Source organism: Micromonospora cathayae (assembly GCF_028993575.1).
GTDB classification, from domain to species: Bacteria; Actinomycetota; Actinomycetes; order Mycobacteriales; family Micromonosporaceae; genus Micromonospora; species Micromonospora cathayae.
Map to the genome: position 1 here is coordinate 3610595 of NZ_CP118615.1, position 19019 is coordinate 3629613.

General features: G+C 74.1%; 15 protein-coding genes. 8 read left to right on the forward strand and 7 right to left on the reverse strand.

The features are described 5' to 3' along the window. Positions 1-169 precede the first annotated feature (169 nt). Positions 170-898 carry a PP2C family protein-serine/threonine phosphatase gene (locus tag PVK37_RS16615; protein WP_275028301.1) on the forward strand — a complete coding sequence of 243 codons (729 nt, stop codon included), beginning with the start codon at positions 170-172 and terminating at the stop codon, positions 896-898. A 104-nt stretch (positions 899-1002) separates the two neighbouring features. Here PVK37_RS16615 and PVK37_RS16620 read toward each other — a convergent pair whose 3' ends face one another. The 3 genes from PVK37_RS16620 to PVK37_RS16630 all read right to left on the reverse strand — a co-directional run bounded on the left by PVK37_RS16620 (position 1003) and on the right by PVK37_RS16630 (position 4826). After that, positions 1003-3681 (reverse strand): ATP-dependent RNA helicase, encoded by a 2679-nt coding sequence (locus PVK37_RS16620; protein WP_275035141.1) that lies wholly within the window; start codon positions 3679-3681, stop codon positions 1003-1005. A gap of 68 nt (positions 3682-3749) precedes the next feature. After that, positions 3750-3944: a DUF397 domain-containing protein gene (locus PVK37_RS16625; protein ID WP_275028302.1), complete on the reverse strand. Its 195-nt coding sequence runs from the start codon at positions 3942-3944 to the stop codon at positions 3750-3752. 39 nt (positions 3945-3983) lie between these two features. Further along, complete coding sequence (locus tag PVK37_RS16630) at positions 3984-4826, reverse strand: helix-turn-helix domain-containing protein (RefSeq protein WP_275028303.1); 843 nt, start codon at positions 4824-4826, stop codon at positions 3984-3986. Positions 4827-4973: 147 nt separating this feature from the next. Between PVK37_RS16630 and PVK37_RS16635 the strand changes: the two genes are divergently transcribed. Next, entirely contained in the window at positions 4974-5594 is a 621-nt protein-coding gene (locus PVK37_RS16635; RefSeq protein ID WP_275028304.1) for a GOLPH3/VPS74 family protein, read from the forward strand. Between the two features lie 49 nt (positions 5595-5643). After that, the gene (locus PVK37_RS16640; protein WP_275028305.1) at positions 5644-7185 is read left to right on the forward strand and encodes an APC family permease; all 1542 of its coding nucleotides are present in this window, start codon (positions 5644-5646) and stop codon (positions 7183-7185) included. 159 nt (positions 7186-7344) lie between these two features. Here the strand turns inward: PVK37_RS16640 and PVK37_RS16645 are convergent, their stop codons facing one another. After that, positions 7345-8169 (reverse strand): SigB/SigF/SigG family RNA polymerase sigma factor, encoded by an 825-nt coding sequence (locus PVK37_RS16645; RefSeq protein ID WP_275028306.1) that lies wholly within the window; start codon positions 8167-8169, stop codon positions 7345-7347. Positions 8170-8489: 320 nt separating this feature from the next. Here PVK37_RS16645 and PVK37_RS16650 point away from each other — a divergent pair, with 320 nt between their 5' ends. Continuing rightward, entirely contained in the window at positions 8490-9176 is a 687-nt protein-coding gene (locus PVK37_RS16650; protein WP_275028307.1) for a hypothetical protein, read from the forward strand. Positions 9177-9209: 33 nt separating this feature from the next. On the opposite strand, the gene PVK37_RS16655 is transcribed toward PVK37_RS16650, so the two are convergent. After that, positions 9210-10799: a phospholipase D family protein gene (locus PVK37_RS16655; protein ID WP_275028309.1), complete on the reverse strand. Its 1590-nt coding sequence runs from the start codon at positions 10797-10799 to the stop codon at positions 9210-9212. Between the two features lie 131 nt (positions 10800-10930). Here PVK37_RS16655 and PVK37_RS16660 point away from each other — a divergent pair, with 131 nt between their 5' ends. Continuing rightward, positions 10931-11062, forward strand: coding sequence for a hypothetical protein (locus tag PVK37_RS16660; protein WP_275028310.1), 132 nt, complete (start codon positions 10931-10933; stop codon positions 11060-11062). Positions 11063-11137: 75 nt separating this feature from the next. Here the strand turns inward: PVK37_RS16660 and PVK37_RS16665 are convergent, their stop codons facing one another. Beyond that, on the reverse strand, positions 11138-12124 hold the full coding sequence (locus PVK37_RS16665) for a pirin family protein (protein ID WP_275028312.1): 987 nt from the start codon (positions 12122-12124) through the stop codon (positions 11138-11140). A gap of 243 nt (positions 12125-12367) precedes the next feature. Between PVK37_RS16665 and PVK37_RS16670 the strand changes: the two genes are divergently transcribed. After that, on the forward strand, positions 12368-13993 hold the full coding sequence (locus PVK37_RS16670; RefSeq protein ID WP_275028313.1) for an FAD-binding oxidoreductase: 1626 nt from the start codon (positions 12368-12370) through the stop codon (positions 13991-13993). Positions 13994-14057: 64 nt separating this feature from the next. On the opposite strand, the gene PVK37_RS16675 is transcribed toward PVK37_RS16670, so the two are convergent. Next, on the reverse strand, positions 14058-15608 hold the full coding sequence (locus PVK37_RS16675) for a multicopper oxidase family protein (RefSeq protein ID WP_275028314.1): 1551 nt from the start codon (positions 15606-15608) through the stop codon (positions 14058-14060). Positions 15609-15975: 367 nt separating this feature from the next. Between PVK37_RS16675 and PVK37_RS16680 the strand changes: the two genes are divergently transcribed. After that, a complete protein-coding gene (locus tag PVK37_RS16680) occupies positions 15976-18255 on the forward strand; it encodes an MMPL family transporter (RefSeq protein WP_275028315.1) in 2280 nt (759 codons plus the stop codon). 269 nt (positions 18256-18524) lie between these two features. After that, complete coding sequence (locus tag PVK37_RS16685; RefSeq protein ID WP_423790821.1) at positions 18525-18848, forward strand: transposase; 324 nt, start codon at positions 18525-18527, stop codon at positions 18846-18848. Positions 18849-19019: the final 171 nt, after the last annotated feature.

A 19019-nucleotide genomic window follows, 5' to 3' on the forward strand; every position in this document is an offset into this window, starting at 1 on the left:
CCAAGTATCGACACGATGTTTCCAGGGCGTGACCTCCGTGTCAATTGATTCGCCTGGATGCGCCGTCGGCTGTCCCGGCCTGCCGACGGAGAGTGAGATTCACCGCGCCACGGCGCGGTACGGTGATCTACTAGAGACATTCCGCCCTCCTCCTGGCAGGCTGCGTCCCATGACCCTGAAGCTGCGTTCCACGGGGGCGACCGACCGTGGCCTGATCCGGAGCGGCAATCAGGACGCCTTCCACGCCGGCACCTGGCTCGTCGCCGTCGCCGACGGCATGGGCGGGATGGCGGCCGGCGACCTCGCCAGCTCCATCGCGATGCGGACCATCGCCCCGCTGGACCTGGAGACACCGGAGGACGCGCTGGTGGCGGCGCTGCGCGGCGGCATCGACCTGGCCACCGAGCGGATCCGCCGGGCGGTCGAGGAGGACCAGGAACGGCAGGGCATGGGCACCACCCTGACGGCCCTGCTCTTCGCCCGTACCGGAAGCTGCCTGGCCCTGGCCCACGTCGGCGACTCCCGCGCCTACCTGTTCCGCGAGGGGGTGCTCAAGCAGGTCACCCGGGACGACACCTTCGTGCAGATGCTCGTCGACCAGGGCCTGATCACCCCCGAGCAGGCCAGTAGCCACCCCCGCCGGGCCGTGGTCACCCAGGCGCTCCAGGGCGGCGAGGTCTCCCCGGCGTACGCCACCATGGTCCCCTGGGCGGGTGACCGCTGGCTGCTGTGCAGCGACGGCCTCTCCAACGTGGTCCGCGCGGACACCCTCGCCGAGGTCCTCGCCGGCCACCCCGACCGGGAGGACTGCGCCCGCAAACTGATCGACCTGGCGCTGCGCGCCGGCGGGCCGGACAACGTCACCGTCGTGGTCGCCGACATCGTCGCCGAGGACTGACCGGTCGGTAGCCGGCGGCGGGGCCGGGGCCGGCGGCAGCGACGGTCGCGCAGGGCGTGGGTTCGGCGGCCGGGCCGGGGCCGGGTTCAGCGGCCGGGCCGGGTTCAGCGGCGACGGGCGGTGGTGTGCCGGGTCGGCGGCGCGGTGGTCGGGTCCTCCGGCCACGGGTGCCGGGGGTAGCGCCCGCGCAGCTCCGCCCGGACCTGCGGATACCCGACCCGCCAGAACGACGCCAGGTCGGCGGTCACCGCCACCGGCCGGCCGGCCGGCGAGAGCAGGTGCAGCAGCACCGGCACCCGCCCGTCGGCGATCCGGGGCGCCCGCTGCCAGCCGAAGGTCTCCTGGAGCTTCACCGCGAGGACCGGCGCGGTCGGGTCGGCGTACTCCACCCGGGCGCGGGTGCCGCTCGGCACGGTGATCCGCTCCGGGGCCAGCTCGTCCAGCCGGCCGGCCTGCGGCCACGGCAGCAGCCGGCGCAGCGCGGCGACCACGTCGACCCGGGCCAGGTCGGCCCGGCGGCGGGCGCGGGCCAGCTCCGGGCCGAGCCAGCGGGGCGCGTCGGCCAGCAACGCCGCGTCGGTGACGTCCGGCCAGTCGTCGCCGAGCACGTGCCGGCAGAACGCCAGCCGGTCCCGCAGCGTCCGGGCCGCCGGGGACCAGCCCAACAGGGCCAGCCCCTCGGCGCGCAGCCCGGCCAGCAGGGCCGCGCCGACCGCCGCCGGGTCCGGCCGGGCCAGCGGCCGGTCCAGCAGCTCGATCGCGCCGAGCCGGGTCACCTCCCGGGCCACCACGTCCCCGTCCGACCAGGTGATCTGCTGTTCCTCGCGGAGCAGGGCCCGACCCGCCTCCCGGGCGGTCGCCTCGTCCAGCGCGGCGGCGGCCCGGATCCGGGCGGTGGGCGCGCCGGGGGAGCGGTCTGCGACCGCCACCGCCAGCCAGTCGCTCCCGGCCAGCCCCGACCCGGGCGTCAGCTCCGCGGCGGTCCCGCCCGCCATCAGGTACGTCGTGCCACCTGGCCGGCGTACCCGGGCCAGCCGCTCCGGGTGGGCCAGCCCGACGAGCAGCCCGACGGCCAGGTCGTCGGGCAACCGGTCCCGCCCGGCCCGTCGCCCGACGGGCCCGGCGCCCGTCCGGTCCCGGCCGGAGGCGTGCGGATCGTCGGGTGAGTTCGTCCGGTCCCGTCCGGTCCGCTGCCCGGCGGGCAGGGTGGTCGTGCGGTCCCGTCCGGACGGGCGCGGGTCGTCGGTAGCGGCGGTCGTCCGGTCCGGCCCGGAGCCGGGCGCGGCGGGCAGGGCGGCGCGCAGTCGGCGTACCTCGGTGCGCCAGCGGGCGGTGGCGGCCGGATCGGTGCCGGCGCGCAACCGCCGCCAGGTCGCCGCCAGGTCGTCCCCCGGGCCGGACTCCTCGCTGAGCAGGGCGACCACCTCGGCGGCCCGGTCCGCGCCGACCAGGTCCGCGCCGTCGAGCAGCGCCCGACCCAGCCGGGGGTGCGTGCCGGTCGCGGCGATGGCCCGGCCCCGCCCGGTGATCCGCCCGTCCGCGTCCACCGCGCCGAGCGTGCCGAGGGTCTGCCGGGCCACCGTCAGCGCCGCCGCCGGCGGTGGATCGGGCAGCGCGAGACCGGTGCCGTCCGGCTGCCCCCACGCGGCCAGCTCCAGCGCGAACCCGGTCAGGTCGGCGGTGGCGATCTCCGGTTCCGGCTGCGCGGCGAGCCGCTCGTGGGTGCCCTCCGACCAGCAGCGGTAGACGTGCCCGGGGGCCTCCCGCCCGGCCCGGCCGGCCCGCTGGGTCGCGGCGGCCCGGGAGACCGGGACGGTGACCAGCGCGCCCAGCCCCCGGGCCAGGTCGGTGCGGGCGACCCGGCTGAGCCCGGCGTCGACCACCACCCGGACGCCGGGCACGGTGAGGCTGCTCTCGGCGACCGCCGTCGCCAGCACCACCCGTCGCCGGTCGGCCGGGCGCAGCGCGGCGTCCTGTTCCGCGCCGCGCTGCCGCCCGTGCAGTGGCACCAGGGCGATCCGGTCGCGCAGGTCGGCCAGCCGGGCGGTGACCGCGGCGATCTCGCCCGCCCCGGGCAGGAAGACCAGCACGTCGCCGTCCCGTTCGGCCAACGCCCGCCGCACGGTGGCGGACACGTGGTCGAGCAGGGCGGGATCGACCCGGTTGCCCCGGTAACCGGTGCCCGGTCGGGGCGGCGGCGTCCAGACCCGGGTCACCGGGTGCAGGGCCGCCGCCGCCCGGACCACCGGCGCGGGCTCCCCACCGGAGCCGAGCAGGGCGGCGAACCGGTCCGCCTCGGCGGTCGCCGACATGGCCAGCAGCCACAGGTCCGGACGGAGCGCGGCGCGGGCCTCCACGGTGAAGGCGAGCGCCAGGTCGGCGTCGAGTTGCCGTTCGTGGCACTCGTCCAGCAGCACCGCCGCCACCCCGGGCAGTTCCGGATCGTGGTGCAGCCGCCGTACCAGCAGGCCGGTGGTGACCACCTCGATCCGGGTGTCCGGGCCGGTCCGCCGGTCGCCCCGGACGGCGTACCCGACCCGGTCGCCGACCCGTTCCCCGAGCAGCGCCGCCATCCGGCGCGCCGCCGCGCGGGCGGCCACCCGGCGCGGCTGGGCGATCACCACCCGCCCGGCGACCCGGTCGGCCACGGCGAGCGGGGTCAGGGTGGTCTTGCCGGTGCCCGGCGGGGCGACCAGGACGGCGCTGCCCGCCGCGTCCAGCGCCGTCGTCAGCGCCGGCAGCACCGGCCGGACCGGCAGGTCGAGGGGTACGTCGCGGAGCACGCCCCAGTCTCGCACCACCGGCTGCCCGGGGCGGCGGTGCCGGCGGGCCGTCTCCCGACCCGACCGGTTCAGCGGAGGGCGTCGATCCCGGCGACGAAGGCGTGCCACGCCGACCGGTCGAAGGCCAGCACCGGGCCGCCGCGGTCCTTGCTGTCCCGGACGGCCACCCGGGCGTCGACGCCGGCGACCTCCACGCAGTTGCCGTTGCCGCTGCTGCGCGTGCTGGTGTGCCACCGCGCACGGGCCAGGTCGGGGGCGGTCATCGTGGTTGTACCTCTCGTCTGCACTGAAGCGTGGTGCGGTCACGCAAAGTAGCGAGAAGCGTCCTCAAGACGGGTCATGGAGTCCGCCGGAGTGAGCGCCATCCGGCACAGCTTCTCGTGCACCAGGGTATACCCACGCACGTGCCCGGCACCCTCCAGTGCCAGCCCCATCGTGAGGTTGTCCAGGTAAACCACGGCGTCGTCGGCGGCGTCGGCGAAGTGCAGGATCACGTACGGCGTGCTCATCGCGGGGTGCCCGCCAGCCGTGAATGGAAGTACCTGAATGGTTACGTTCGGTAGTTGCGCTACTCGGTGGATGTGGGTCATCTGATCGGCCATCACCGGCGCGCCGCCGACCGGCCGGCGCAGCACCGCCTCGTTGAGCACCACCGACATCTGCACCGGCGCGTCCCGGTGCAGCACGCTCTGCCGGTGCAGCCGGGCGGCGACCTTGCGCTCCAGCCCGTCCTCGCCGGCGGTCAGCCGGTAGATCTCCCGGGCGTACGCCTCGGTCTGGAGCAGGCCGGGCACCACCTCGGCCTCGTACGTGCGCAGCGTCGCCGCCTCGGCCTCCAGTCCGACGTAGAACTCGAACCACTCCGGCAGGACGTCGCTGTAGTTCTGCCACCAGCCGCGCTGCTGCGCCCCCCGGGCGATCTCGATCAGCGCCTCGGCGTCGGCCCCGGTGACCTGGTACAGCGCCAGGGCCGCCCGTACGTCGCGGGGCTTGATGCCGATCTGCGCGTTCTCGATCCGGGAGAGGTTGCTCTTGGACATGTCGAGCTGCCGGGCGGCGACATCGAGGGTCATCCCGGCGCGTTCCCGCAACTGCCGGAGTTCCCGGGCGATGCGGCGGCGACGGACGGTGGGGCTGGCGGTCACGCGGGCGAGTCTGCCACGCGCTCTATCCGCAGGTCACCGGCCCCGCTTGTGCAACATCCCGAATCCGGGAGTTGCATCAGATCGATCATGAGTGCATTCTTTTCTCCGGCCTGAGATCACTGTGGACGAGCCGACCGGGAGGGACCGTTGCTCATCGCCGACGAGTTCTTCCTCATCGCCCACGACGACAGCCGAGGCCGACCCCGGCTGAACCCGACAGCCACCGGCCTCGGCCTCGCCGCCGGCCTGCTCGGCGAACTGATCCTCACCGGACGGATCACGGTCGCCGGCGGGCGGGTGTCCGTGCTGGACCGTCGTCCTCCCGGCGACGCGCTGGCCGGCACCGTGCTGGCCCAGCTCACCCGCGCGGGCCAGCACCCGGCGGTACGCACCTGGCTCGGTCTCCTGGCCCGGACGGCCGCCACCGCCGTGGGCGAACGGCTCAGCCGGACCGGGGTGATCCGCCGGCAGGAGAAACGCGGCCTGCTGCGTACCACGGTCAGCTACGTCGCCACCGACCGCAACGCGCTGGCCTGGCCCGCCACCCGGTTGCTGGCCCTGCTGGACCGCCCCCAGCCGCCCACCGTGCCGGACGCCCTGCTGATCGGGCTGGTCTCGGCCACCGGGCTGACCCGTGAGGTGCTCTGGGACGCCGACCCGCGCGCCCGGCGTCGCTTCGGGGTGCTCCTGCCGGCGCTGCCCCGGCCACTGCGGGAACTGGTCGGGCAGACCGAGGCCGCCGTCGGCGCGGCCGTGCTCCGCGGCTAGCGGCCGCCACTCCCTCCTCCGATCGGACCGTCCGTTGCTTCCCGCGCCGATGCACCCGTCCGCGACCCCCGGCCGACCGGACGACGTCCCCGAAGCGGTGGCCGCGGGTGGGCGCGGCGTCCCGTCGGTGCTCCTCTTCACGCTCTCCGCGGCGGCCCCGCTGACCGTGGCGGCCGGCGCCATGACCATCGGGTACGCGGTGACCGGGCGGACCGGGCTCGCCCCGGCCCTGCTCGCCGTCGCCCTGGTGCTCGCCCTGTTCACGGTCGGGTACGTGGCGATGTCCCACCGGATCGCGACCGTCGGCGGCTTCCACGCCCACGTCGCGCGGGGACTCGGGCGGCCGGCCGGGGTCGGCGTGGCCTGGGTCGCGCTGATCGCCCGGAACGCCCTCCAGGTCGGGCTCTACGGGCTGGTCGGCGCGGCCGGCGCGCCGCTGCTCGTGCTGTGCTTCGGGGTCGCCCCGTCCTGGTGGCTGCTGACCCTGGCCGCCTGGGCGCTGGTCGCCGTGCTGGGCGTGCTCCGGGTGGACGTCACCGGACCGGCGCTGGCCGTCCTGCTGTCGGCCCAGGTCATCGTGCTGCTCGTGTTCGACCTGGGGCAACTGCTCCGCCCGGCGGACGGCACGGTGGACCTCGCCCCGCTCTCCCCGGCGCACCTGGTCGCCCCGGGGGTCGGCGCGCTGTTCGTCGTCGCCGTCATCGGGTTCGTCGGGTTCGAGTCGGCGGTGCTGCTGCGCGAGGAGAGCCGGGACCCCCGGCGGACGGTCCCCGCCGCGACGTACCTCGCGGTGGGGACCGTCGGCGTGCTCCTCGCCTTCACCGCCTGGACGACGACGGTGGCGACCGGCCCGGACCGGGTGGTCGCCGCCGCCGGGGAGCAGGGCGTGGAGCTGCTGTTCAACCTGGCCGGGGAGCACCTCGGAGCCGGCGTGGTGCCGATCGGGCTGGCCGTCCTCACCACCTCGGTGCTCGCCGCGCTGGTCTCGCTGCACCACAGCGTCGCCCGGTACGCCTTCGCGCTGGGCCGGGAGCGGGTGCTGCCGGCGGCGTTCGGCCGGGCCACGCCCCGGACCGGCGCGCCCCGGGTGGCGTCGGCCGCGCAGAGCGTCCTCGGGTTCGTGGTGATCGCCGGGTGTGTGGTCGCCGGCGTGGACCCGGTACGGGACCTGTTCTACCGGGCCGCCGTGCTGGGCGGTCTCGGGCTGCTGCTGGCGACCACCGTGACGTCGCTGGCGGTGCTGGTCTTCTTCGTCCGGGTGCCCACCGGCGAACACCCGTGGCGGCGGATGGTCGCCCCCGGGCTGGCCACCGTTGCCCTGGTCGCGATGAGCGGGGCGGCGCTGGCCGACGTCGGCACGCTGCTCGGCGGGCCGGCGGAATCCGTGTCGCGCTGGGCGTTCCCGGCCGTGTTCCCGCTGGTGGCGCTGCTCGGCACCGGCTGGGCGCTGCGGCTGCGCGCCCGCCATCCCCGTGGGTACGCGCGTCTCGGTCTCGGTCCGGAGGGCGCGGCGGCCGAGCTGCTCGCCCCGCCCGGCGGCCCGGAGCGGCCGGTCCCGCTGTACGGGAGGTCCGGCCGGGACCGCTCCTGACCGGCGGACCGTTCCTGGCGGTGGCGAGCTGTGCCTGGCGGCGGGCCGGTCCTGACGGCGGTGGCGGGCCGGGGGCGCTCCTGAACGGGGGGGCGGGCACGACGAAGGCCGGGCCACCTCACAGGCCCGGCCTTCGTCGTACCGTGGTCAGTACATGGGTCAGTACGTGCCGTCGAGCTGCCCGCGCAGCTTGGTCAGCGCCCGGGCCAGCAGCCGGGAGACGTGCATCTGGGAGACACCGATCTGCTCGGCGATCTGCGACTGGGTCAGGTTGCCGTAGAACCGGAGGGTGAGGATCTTCTGCTCGCGCTCGTCGAGCGTGGCCAGCGCCGGCCCGAGGGCGACCCGCAGCTCGGCCAGCTCGAACTCGCCGTCCTCGCCGCCCAGCATGTCGCCCAGCTCGGTGGCCCGCTCGCCGTCGCCGGTCGGGGTGGACAGGGACACCGCGTTGTAGGCGCGGGCACCTTCCAGGCCCTCCAGGACCTCTTCCTCGGTGAGGTTGAGGTGGGTGGCGATGTCGGCGACCGTCGGGGAGCGGCCCAGCGTCTGTAGCAGCGAGCTGTTCGCGTCGGAGATCGCCAGCCGCAGCTCCTGGAGCCGCCGCGGCACCCGGATGTCCCAGGTGCGGTCGCGGAAGTGCCGCTTGAGCTCGCCGATGATGGTGGGGATGGCGTACCCGGCGAAGTCGACGCCGCGGGAGGGGTCGAACTTGTCGATCGCCTTGATCAGGCCGACGGCGGCGGTCTGGGCCAGGTCGTCGGTGGGTTCGCCACGGCCGCTGTACCGGTGGGCGAGGTGGTTGGCCAGGGGCAGCCAGGCCTCGATGGCCCGGTCCCGCAGGGCGGCCCGGGACGGGTGGCCGGCGGGCAGCGCGGCCATCGCGTTCAGCAGGTCGGCGGCGCTGTCGGTGAGGGCCCGGGGGTCGAGCTTCTCCGGGGCGGCGGGTGGTGTGGTGTCCGCCTGCGTAATCGTTGGCGCGGTCATGGGTGGTCCTCCCTGCACCTCGTCCGCGGATAAAGACATGAGGCTGTGGTTTAGCTTCAGTTAGGCCGTTCGAGACATACCTTAACCTGATCGTGCCGGCAAAAGCTAGCCGAAAGTACGATGTGCTTATCCCTCATGTTGCAACGAAACGGACAAAGCTCCCGGTAAAGCCGGCAAGGGTGGTCGGGATTGCCGATCCTGCTACCACGTCGTCACCGTGTGCTGGTCGCGGCACGCGGAGCCGCTCACTGTCGGCTTCCCGTCGTTGCTCAGCGTCACCGCAGGACGTACCGTCGGGCGCACGTCCACCCGGAGGTGCCGTGCCCGACCACGCCGCCGCGCAACTCGTCGTGCAGAGCCGCATGCTCCAGCTCGGCTGGCTGCCGGCCGACCCCGCCGCCGTCGCCGCCGCCCTGCCGGCCGGACTGCACGCCGCCCCGGGCCACCCGGTGGTGCTCACCCAGTACGTGGTGGACGACGACGCCCAGACCTCCGGGTTCGAGGCGTACTCCGTCACCGGGCTCGGGGTCGCCCTGGCCGGCCCCGACGGCCATCCGGCAGACCGAGACCGACCTGCGCATGACACGGCCGACGAACCCGCCCGCTGGTGGGCCTGGCAGCTCACCTCCAGCCCCCGGGTCCGGGACCACACCGCCGCCAGCGGCGTACCGGCCCGCCCCGGCCACACCCGGCTGACGGTCACCGGCGGAACCCTGCTCGCCGTCACCGAGGCCGACGGCGCACCGCTGATCCGGCTCCGCGTCCGGGTCGGTGACCCGGGGCACACCGTGCTGCGCGGGCGGGAACGCCAGGTGGCCCTGCGGGACGGGCGCGCCCACGACGTGCGGCACCCGTACGTGGTCGAGCCGGTCAGCCCGTTCGAGGTCGAGTCGGTGGAGTTCCTCCGCCCGGAGCACCCGGTCTGGGCGCTGCGCCCGGCGAACCCGCTGACCATCCTGCACGGCTTCTACTCACCCCGGGCCTCCTTCGCCCACCTGGGCGGCTGACCACGCCGCCCCGGGGGAGAACCGGCCGGCGGGTCACCAGCGGCCGGCCAGCCGGGCCCGCAGCGGCCGGCCGTCCGGGTCGTAGACCAGCCGGTACGCCGGCAACGCCCAGGCCCGGGTGTACCACGCCAGCCGCTCGGGCCGGTGCGGGCGGAGCCGGCCCGGTGGCCGGGGGCCGACCCGCCCCCGGTCGTACCAGTCCTGCAACGCGTCCGCGGCGGCGGTGATCGCCGCGACCGCGTCCGCCGGGTCCAGCAGATCGTCGTCCGCGCTGCCGTCGTCCGGGCGGTCCAGGTGTTCCCGCCACAGCCGCAGCCGCAGGTCCCGGGCGAAGGTCCGCGCGCCGTCGCCCAGCCCGGCCGGGTCGACCGGCGCGCGCTCGTCCCGGGTCCCGTCGAGCACCGCGCAGGACAGCTCGCTGTCGTGGGTCCACGAGCGGCGGTTGAAGTTGTCGCTGCCCACGCTGGCCCAGACGTCGTCGACCACGCAGACCTTCGCGTGCACGTAGACCGGCCCACCGTCGTGGTTCTCCACGTCGAAGACGTGCACCCGGTCGGCGGCGGCCTGCTGGCACAGCGCCAGCGCCTGCTCCCGGCCGACCATGTTCGGCGGCAGCGCCAGCCGTCCGTCCACGTCCGGGAAGCGCGGCACCACGGCGACCAGGTGCAGCTCCGGGTGCCGGCGCAGGGCACCGGCGAACAGCTCGGCCACCTCCTTGGACCAGAGGTACTGGTCCTCCACGTAGATCAGCCGGCGGGCCCGGCGGACCGCCTTGGTGTAGCCCCGGGCCACCGTCCGCTCCCCGTCCGGGGCGAACGAGTACCGCGGGCGTACCGCCGGATAGGTGCGCAGCACCTGCACGTGGTGCGGGCCGCAGGGCGGCGGGTCCGGGGGCTGCTCGGGCAGCGGGTCCGGGCGCAGGTCCGCGCCGCGCAACCGGTCCCGCAGGTACGCCATCGGGTTCTCCGAGTCCAGCGGCATCGGGTCGGTCCAGCGTTCCCGGAAGACGGTGTCCAGCGCGCCGACCACCGGCCCCCGCACCGCCAGCTGCACGTCGTGCCAGGGCGGGTGCGGGCCGTACCGGGGGGACATCTGCACCGCCTGCGGGTCGCCCCGGTGCGTCGCGTCGTCCCGCCGGCTGTGGCAGAGGTCGATCCCGCCGGCGAACGCGACGTCCCGTTCCGGGTGGCCGGGACGGCGCAGCACCACCAGCTTCTGGTGGTGCGAACCACCCCGGCGGACCCGCTGGTCGAGCAGGACCTCACCCCCGGCGGCCGAGATCGTCTCGCTGAGGTCGCGGTTCTCCGCCTCGCTGTACGCCAGCGTGTCCAGGTGGGACCGCCAGATCAGCCCCTTGACCACCACGCCGCGCTGGGCGGCCCGGGCGAAGAGCTGGGCGACCGTCGGCCCGTCGGGGCGCATCCGCTGGTCGGGGTCGCCCCGCCAGTCGGTGAAGAACAGGTGGTCGCCGGCCTCGAGCGCCTCGACCTCCCGGACCAGCCGGTCGAAGTAGGCGGCACCGTGAATTAACGGCTCGGCAAGGTTTCCGTCGGCCCAGGCGGGTAACTCCGAGATCGGGTTGGCGCGTTCCCCAGTGCTGAGGAACCAGTCCTCGACGGTCACGCTCCAGCCTCCCGGGGTCGACGACGCCCTCACCGTAGGGCCCGGATCGTCGGTCCGCACGCCGGTGGCCGTTTCGGACGTCCACCGAAGGCCATTCCGTGATCAGTCGGACACCGAGGAGGACACGCACCATGCCGGTCGAGAGGACGCACGCCCAGTCCGAGCAGCACGCCCCGCAGGCGGTGGAGAGCGAGCGCGGAGCGCTGGTGGCCGTACTGCTCATGGTGATCCTGGGCGTCGCGGGGATCTTCGCGGTCTCCTGACCGCCACCCCTGGGACACCGTACGACCCCACACGGGCGCCACCGGTCGGGAACCGGTAGCGCCCGTCCGGTCACCTCAGGAGGCCGGACCGCCGTCGGTGTGCGGAACCCGCTCGGTCGGGATCACCCCGAGCCGGCCGGCCTGGTAGTCCTCGAAGGCCTGAATGAGTTCCTCGCGCGTGTTCATCACGAACGGGCCGTACTGTGCCACCGGCTCCCGGATGGGCTGCCCGCCCATGACGTAGACGTCCATCGCCGGGGTACGGCTGTCCTGCCGCTCGTCGGCGGCGAAGCGCAGCGCGTCACCCGGCCCGTGCACGGCGAGCTGGCCGGTGTGGACCGGCCGGCGGTCGGTGCCGACCGTGCCGCGCCCACCGAGGACGTACACCAGGGCGTTGAAGTCCGGCCGCCAGGGCAGGTCCACCTGGGCGCCCGGCTGCACGGTGACGTGGGTGATGGTGATCGGGGTGTGCGTGCTGCCCGGCCCCCGGTGCCCGGCCACCTCACCGGCGATGACCCGCAGCAGCGCGCCGCCGTCGGGGGTGGTCAGCAGGGCCGACTCCTTCCCCCGGATGTCCTGGTAGCGCGGCGGGTTCATCTTCGCCACCCGGGGCAGGTTCACCCAGAGCTGGAGGCCGTGGAAGAGGCCCCCGCTGACCACCAGGTGCTCCGGCGGGGCCTCGATGTGCAACAGGCCGCTACCCGCGGTCATCCACTGGGTGTCGCCGTTGGTGATCCGGCCGCCACCGCCCTGGGAGTCCTGGTGGTCGAAGACACCGTCGATGATGTACGTGACGGTCTCGAAACCCCGGTGCGGATGCCACGGGGTTCCCTTCGGCTCGCCGGGCGCGTACTCCACCTCGCCCATCTGGTCGAGGTGCAGGAAGGGGTCCAGCTCGGTGACGGGCACCCCGGCGAAGGCCCGGCGGACCGGGAACCCCTCGCCCTCGAAACCGCTCGGCGCGGTGACCATGCGGCGGACCGGACGGAAGGCGGTGTCGCCGTCGTCCAGCCGGGGCAGGCGTGGCAGGACGAGGACGTCGTCCACGGTGATGGCGGGCATGGCACCAAATGTAGCCCCAGCCCGGGGCGTCTCCGCCCGCTCCCGGCAGCCGTCGGACCCACCCCTAGGGGTGTCGACTGCGGGTCATTTCGGCGTGACGCATGGTGGTCAGGTTGATCGACATCAGTGAACATAGTGGTTGTCCGGTTCCGCCCTGATGTACCGGTGACTAGCGATTCCGATCGCTCTCACCTTCTGTCATGCTCTGGTGACGGAAGGTGTGGCACACGACGAGGAGCGCCCATGAAACGACGCAGGCCAGGCCGGACCGGGCCGGAGATCGCCTTTCCCTGCGCCCGGGCCATGCGTTCCGACGCGGCGCGCCAGCGCGGGCTTCCCGGCGCGCGCGGGCTGCCCCGGGACGCGCCGGCCCCCGGCCCGGTCTCCTTCCTCGCCCCGACCACGCCCGGCGGTGGGCTCTTCCTCCCGGTCTGTGGCCTCGACCCGCAGACCGGCCCGTTCGGCGGTGGTCCCGGCCCGTGGAGTCCGGAAGCCGTCGCGCGCCGGCTGCGGCCCCAGTTCGACGGCCGGCTGCACCTGCCCGGCGGCGCCGGCTACGAGGCCGGCCGCTCGGCCTGGCGGCGCGACGTCGACCAGCAGCCCCTGCTGGTGGCCGAGGTCACCGACGCGGCGGACGTGGCACGGGCCGTGATCACCGCCCGCGAGTTCGAGGTACCGGTCGGCGTGCAGGCCACCGGGCACGGCACCGTACGCCCCACCGACGACGGGGTGCTGCTGAACCTGGCCCGGCTGACCTACGTCGAGATCGACCCCGAGCGGGCCACCGCCCGGGTCGGTGGTGGGGCCCGGTGGGGTGACGTCATCGCCGCCGCCGCGCGCTACGGGCTGGCCCCGATCTCCGGTTCCTCGTCCCAGGTGGGCGTCGCCGGGTACACCCTCGGTGGCGGGCTCGGCTGGTTGTCCCGCCGGTACGGCTTCGCCGCCGACAGTCTGCTGCGCGCCGAGGTGGTGACCGCCGCCGGCAACCGGCTGGTCGCCGGCCCCGACCACGACGTGGACCTGTGGTGGGCGCTGCGCGGTGGCGGCGGCAACTTCGGCGTGGTCACCGAACTGTTGCTGCGGCTGTACCCGGTGACCGAGGTCTACGGTGGGCTGGCCTACTTCCCGGCCGAGCGGGCCGGCGACATCCTGGCGTACCACCGGGACCACGCGGCCGACCTGCCGGACGAGTTCTCCAGCGTGCTGAGCCTGCTCCGGCTGCCCGACCTGCCGGCCACCCCGGAGCCGCTGCGCGGCCGGCCGGTGTTGTCGCTGCGGGTCTGCCACACCGGGTCGCCGGACCAGGGGCGGCGGGCGCTGGCCCCGCTGCTGGCGGTGGCCGGCCCGCCGCTGCTCGGCGGGTACCGTCAACTGGCCTGGCCGGCGACCGACCTGCTGGACGGCCCGCAACCGTCACCGCAGATCCTCCAGGCGCACACCGACCTGCTCCAGGGGCTCAGCGACGAACTGATCGAGGTGCTGCTGGCCGAGATCCACGGCACCGACCGGACCAGCCCGGACGAGTCACCGGTGACCGTGATCGAGTTGCGGCACGTCGGCGGGGCGCTGACCCGTCCCGGCCCTGACGACGGGCCCGCCGGACACCGGGACGCGACGTACGCGCTGCTCGCGGTGGCCCCGGACCTGCGCCCCACCGATGTGCCGGCGGCCCGGGGGTACCTGGCGTCCTTCGCCCGGCGGGTGCGGCCGTACGCGACCGGGGGAGTGCTGCTCAACTTCCTCACCGACCCGAGCCGTACCGCGGCGGCGTACCGGCCGGCGGATCTCGGGCGACTCACCGCCCTCAAGCGGGTCTACGACCCGGAGAACATCTTCCACCGCAACCACAACATCCCGCCCGGCCACTGACCGGGGCGGAGACGGCGCGACGCCGGCCCTCCGACGGGGAGGACCGGCGTCGGGGAGGGATACGTCAGCCGCCGTGCCCCTGGTGCGCGGCGTGCCCGGCACCCTGGCCGCCGTGGTCGTGGCCGCCCCCGGGGGTGCCCGCCCGCTGCCCCGGCTCGACCACCACGAACTGCCCCATCATCCCCTCGTCCTCGTGGAACAGGATGTGGCAGTGGTACATGTACGGCGTGTCCGGGTCGGCGTGGTCGGCGAACCGGGCGATGATCCGGTACTGCCGGTTCGGGTAGAGGTAGATGGTGTCCTTCCAGCCGCTGAGCTGCGGCGGCGGTTGCCGTCCGTCCACGTCGAGCACCTGGAACTGGACGTCGTGCACGTGGAAGTTGTGCTGGAGCGCCTCCTGGCTGCGCACCTCCCACACCTCCGTGGTGCCCTTGGTGACGGTGGCGTCGATCCGGTCCATGTCCATCGCGTCACCGTTGATCCGGGTGCCGGAGAAGGTGAACGACCGGGTCTGCGCCGCCTGCGCCGGGTCCAGCCGGGGCGTGTCGACCAGCGTGGCCGGCAGTTCCGGCCGTTCCGCCAGCCGGTCGGCGGCCCGCAGTTGGAGGACGTCGAAGGTGTCCTCGCCGCCGTTGAACCGCTCCTGCCAGGCGTCCGCGCCCATGTCCGGCGGGTAGCTGCGCAGCACCGGCCGCTCACCGGGGCGCACGTCGACCACGATCTCCGCCCGTTCGCCCGGCGAGAGCATCACCCGGTTCATCCGGTACGGCTGGTCGAGCAGCCCGCCGTCCGTGCCGACCAGGGCGAACTCCCGGTCGTCGGCGAAGCCGAAGTCGAAGACCCGGGCGTTGGACGCGTTCAGCACCCGCAGCCGCACCCGTTCGCTGGTCACGTCCAGGTACGGGGCGGTCGCGCCGTTGACCACGATGGTGTCACCGAGCAGGCCGACCCCGCTGAACAGCGGCGCGCCCTCCTTGAGGTTCCCGTTGCCGGCGAACCGCTTGTCCTGCACGATCACCGGCACGTCGTCCACGCCGTACCGGTTCGGCAGGTCGGCGACCGAGGTGGCCGGGTCGTCGATCAGGAACATCCCGGCGAGTCCCCGGTAGACGTGCGCGGCGGTCTCGCCGTGCGGGTGCGGGTGGTACCACAGGGTGCTGGCCGGCTGGTCCACCGTCCAGGTGGGGGACCAGCTCCTGCCGGCCGGCACCATCTGGTGCGGGCCGCCGTCCATCCGGGCCGGCAGGTGCATGCCGTGCCAGTGCACGGTGGTCTCCTCGTCCAGACCGTTGTGGACGTTCACCAGCACCTGCTCGCCCCGGGCGGCCCGCAGGGTGGGGCCGAGGTACGCGCCGTTGAAACCCCAGGTGTCGGCGGTACGGTCGCCGAAGTCGTGGCGTCCGGTCTGGGCCCGCAGCTCGAAGACCCGCCGTCCCTGCGCGTCGACGGTGGACGGTGCCAGCGGCGGCACCGGCAGCGCGTGCACGAAGTCGATCTTGCCGGCGGTGGAGACGGTCGTGGAGTTGAACATCCAGGCCACCCCCGCCACGCCGGCCGCGCACAGCAGCACGACGGCGACGGTGGCGAAGATCAGCACTCGCCGCAGCGGGCGCATGGGCAATCACCTCTGGGTGTGGAGGGGTAGGTACATCAGTAGCCTGGCTCCGTATCGACAGGGGCGTCCACCTGTCCCTCCCAACCCCAGGGAAAACGCAGGGTTCACCCTGAGCCGGGGCCGAGCCGGCGTCGCCGGCAGGTCAGGGCCGGGTCGGGACGCGCCTGGTCAGCGCGGTGCGGGCGACCCTGACCAGCACCATGCCGGCGACGCGCCGTGATCCCGGCCCGACCCTGGAATCGCCAGGACGCGGCCTCAGTCGCGACCCGAGATGTAGGCCGGCTACGGATCACCCTGTTAAGGTGGCGTATCTACAAGTAGACAAGCTATCTATCTGAGCCGTTGAGTCTCAGGAGGTCGAACGCTGATGACCGCATCTTCCGCCGCAGCTCCACCGACGCGCCGCCCGAGTGTCTTCGAACGCCTCGGCGGGTGGTCCTACCGTCGCCGGTGGATCGCCGTCGTGCTCTGGGTGCTCGTGCTGGCCGGTGTCACGGTCGCCTCCCAGGTGGTCGGCAGCGACTACCGCAACGACTTCTCGCTGCCCGGCACCGAGAGCCAGCAGTCCCTGGACCTGCTCGAGGAACGCGCCCCGGTGCAGTCCGGCGAGTCCCTCCAGATCGTCTTCGAACGGGAGGCGGGTCTGCGTGACCCGGCCGTCCAGGGGCGCGTCGAGGCGATGCTCGCCGAGGTCAAGGAGCTGCCCCACGTCGCCGGCGTGCAGAGCCCGTACGAGGGCTTCGGCATCTCCGAGCAGGGCACCATCGGGTACGCCACGGTCGCGCTGGACGGCCAGTCCGCCGACGTGCCGGCCGACGACGTACGGAAAATCATCGACGTCGCCGGCGAGGCCGAGGGCGAGGGCCTGCGGGTGGAGCTCGGCGGGGCCCCGATCCGCGCCGTCCAGGAGGGCGGCGGTGGCGGCGCCGAGTTCGCCGGCATGATCGCCGCCCTGGTCATCATGGTGATCCTGTTCGGCTCGATCGTCGCCGCCAGCCTGCCGCTGGTGATCGCGATCTTCGGGGTCGGTGCCGCGATCGGCCTGATCGGCCTCGCCTCGCACGTCGCCACCATCGCCGACTTCACCGCCCCGCTGATGATGCTGGTCGGCCTCGGCGTCGGCATCGACTACGCCCTGCTGATCTTCTCCCGCTACCGCTCCGAGCTGCTGCGCGGCGTGGACCGCCGGCAGGCCGCCATCAACGCCCAGGACACCGCCGGGCGGACGGTCTTCTTCGCCGGCTGCACGGTCATCCTGGCCCTGATGGGCCTGGTCGTGCTCGGCCTCGGCTCCCTCCAGGGCGTCGCGCTCGCCGTCGCGCTGACCGTGCTGGTCACCATGCTCGCCTCGCTCACCCTGCTGCCCGCGCTGCTGGCCATCGTCGGCGGCCGGATCGAGAAGGGCGTGCAGAAGCGGATCGCCAAGGGCAAGGCCACCGAGGGCGCGGTGTGGCGGCGCTGGGTGACCTGGGTGCAGAAGTACCGCTGGCTCAACGCCCTGGTCCCGCTGGCCGTCCTGGTCGCCCTGGCGGTCCCGGTGATCAACATGAACCTCGGCTTCGCCGACGCCGGCAACGACCCGGAGAGCACCCACAGCCGCCAGGCGTACGACCTGCTGGCCGAGGGCTTCGGGCCGGGCTTCAACGGGCCGCTGATCGTCCTCTCCGACGGCAGCCCGGAGGACGCCACCCGGGCCCAGAGCGCCATCGGGGCGACCGACGGCGTCGCCACCGCCGTACCGCCGAACACCATCGGCGAGAACCTGTCGCTGATCATCGTGCTGCCGGAGTCCAAGCCGCAGGACCAGGCGACCATGGACCTGGTCGACCGGCTGCGGGAGAACGTCCTGCCGCCGGTGGCGCAGGAGACCGGGGCGACGTACCTGATCGGCGGCAGCACCGCCGCCACGGTGGACTTCTCCGAGGCGGTGGCCGCGAAGATGCCCATCTTCGTGCTGGTCGTGGTCGGGCTCTCCATCCTGCTGCTGATCCTGGTCTTCCGGTCGCTGCTCATCCCGCTGTTCGCCTCGGTGCTCAACGTGCTCAGCGTGGGCGTGGCGCTGGGCATCATGACCCTGGTCTTCCAGGACGGCCGGCTCGGCGTCGAGCCCGGCCCGATCGAGGCGTACGTGCCGGTCATGATCTTCGCGGTGGCCTTCGGTCTCTCCATGGACTACCAGGTCTTCCTCCTCTCCCGGATGCACGAGGAGTGGGAGCGGACCAAGGACCCCACCCTGGCGATCCGCGAGGGCATCGCGACGACCGGGAAGGTGGTCACCGCGGCCGGCGCGATCATGGTGGTGGTGTTCGCCGCCTTCATGCTCAGCCCCACCCGGATGCTTGCCCAGTTCGGGCTCGGCCTGGCGGTGGCGATCCTGGCGGACGCCCTGCTGATCGGCTGCCTGATCCTGCCCGCCCTGATGCAGATCTTCGGGCGGAAGGCATGGTGGCTGCCCCGCTTCCTGGCGCGGGCGCTGCCCCGGGTCGCTCTCGAGCACAGCGGTGCCGACCGGCCTGCCGATGGTCCGGCCGACCGGGACACCGACCGGCCGACCGACGGGCCCACCGATCGGTCCACCGATCGGCCTGCTGACGGGCCCGCCGATCGGCCCGCCGACCGGGAGGCGGCGCAGGCCAGGCGGACCTGAGGCGATGACGGTCGCCGCAGGCCCCTGACCGGGGGCCTGCGGCCGGGTCCGGCCCGTCGGCGACGCACGGCGTCGCCGACGGGCCGGACCCACTGGCGGCCGGCCAGGACCGGGCTGGACGGGAAGAGCACGAGGTCAGTCAGTCGCACGCGGTTCCCCGGAGGGTCCGCGCCGCAGGTGGTCCCGCCGTTCGGCGGCGAGGACCGCGCCGGAGCGGGCGGGCGGACGGGGATGCATCGGCCGCGGGAGCACGAGAGGGAGGGATGCTGGTGGCGCCGCCCAAGAAGTATCCGGACGAGTTGCGGATCCGCGCGGTCGAGCGATGGCGGGCGTCCGATCCCCGACCCCCGATCGTGCAGCTCGCCCGGGAACTCGACGTCCACCCGGAGGCGCTGCGCACCTGGATCCGGCAGGACGAGATCGAGCGGGGTGAGCGGCCCGACCCACGGGCCGAACGGTTGTCGGAGACCGAGACGGAGGAGCTGCACCGGCTCCGGGCCGAGAACGCCGAGCTGCGCCGGATCAACGAGATCCTCACGGCGGCCAGCGCCTTCTTCGCCTCCCAACTGGACCAGCAGCGTCGGCTCCTGTGACCGGCCTGTCGCCTACCGTCTCCGACGGCACTCCCGTTGCCGGCTCCACTACGGACGCCGGTCGTTCCGCATCCAAGCTGTGGTGTCGCCCGCGGCCGGGAGCGGAACCCCCGATGGCAGGATACGGAGTGGACGTCCACCCGAACGGTCGATCATCCCTTTTGGTGGAAG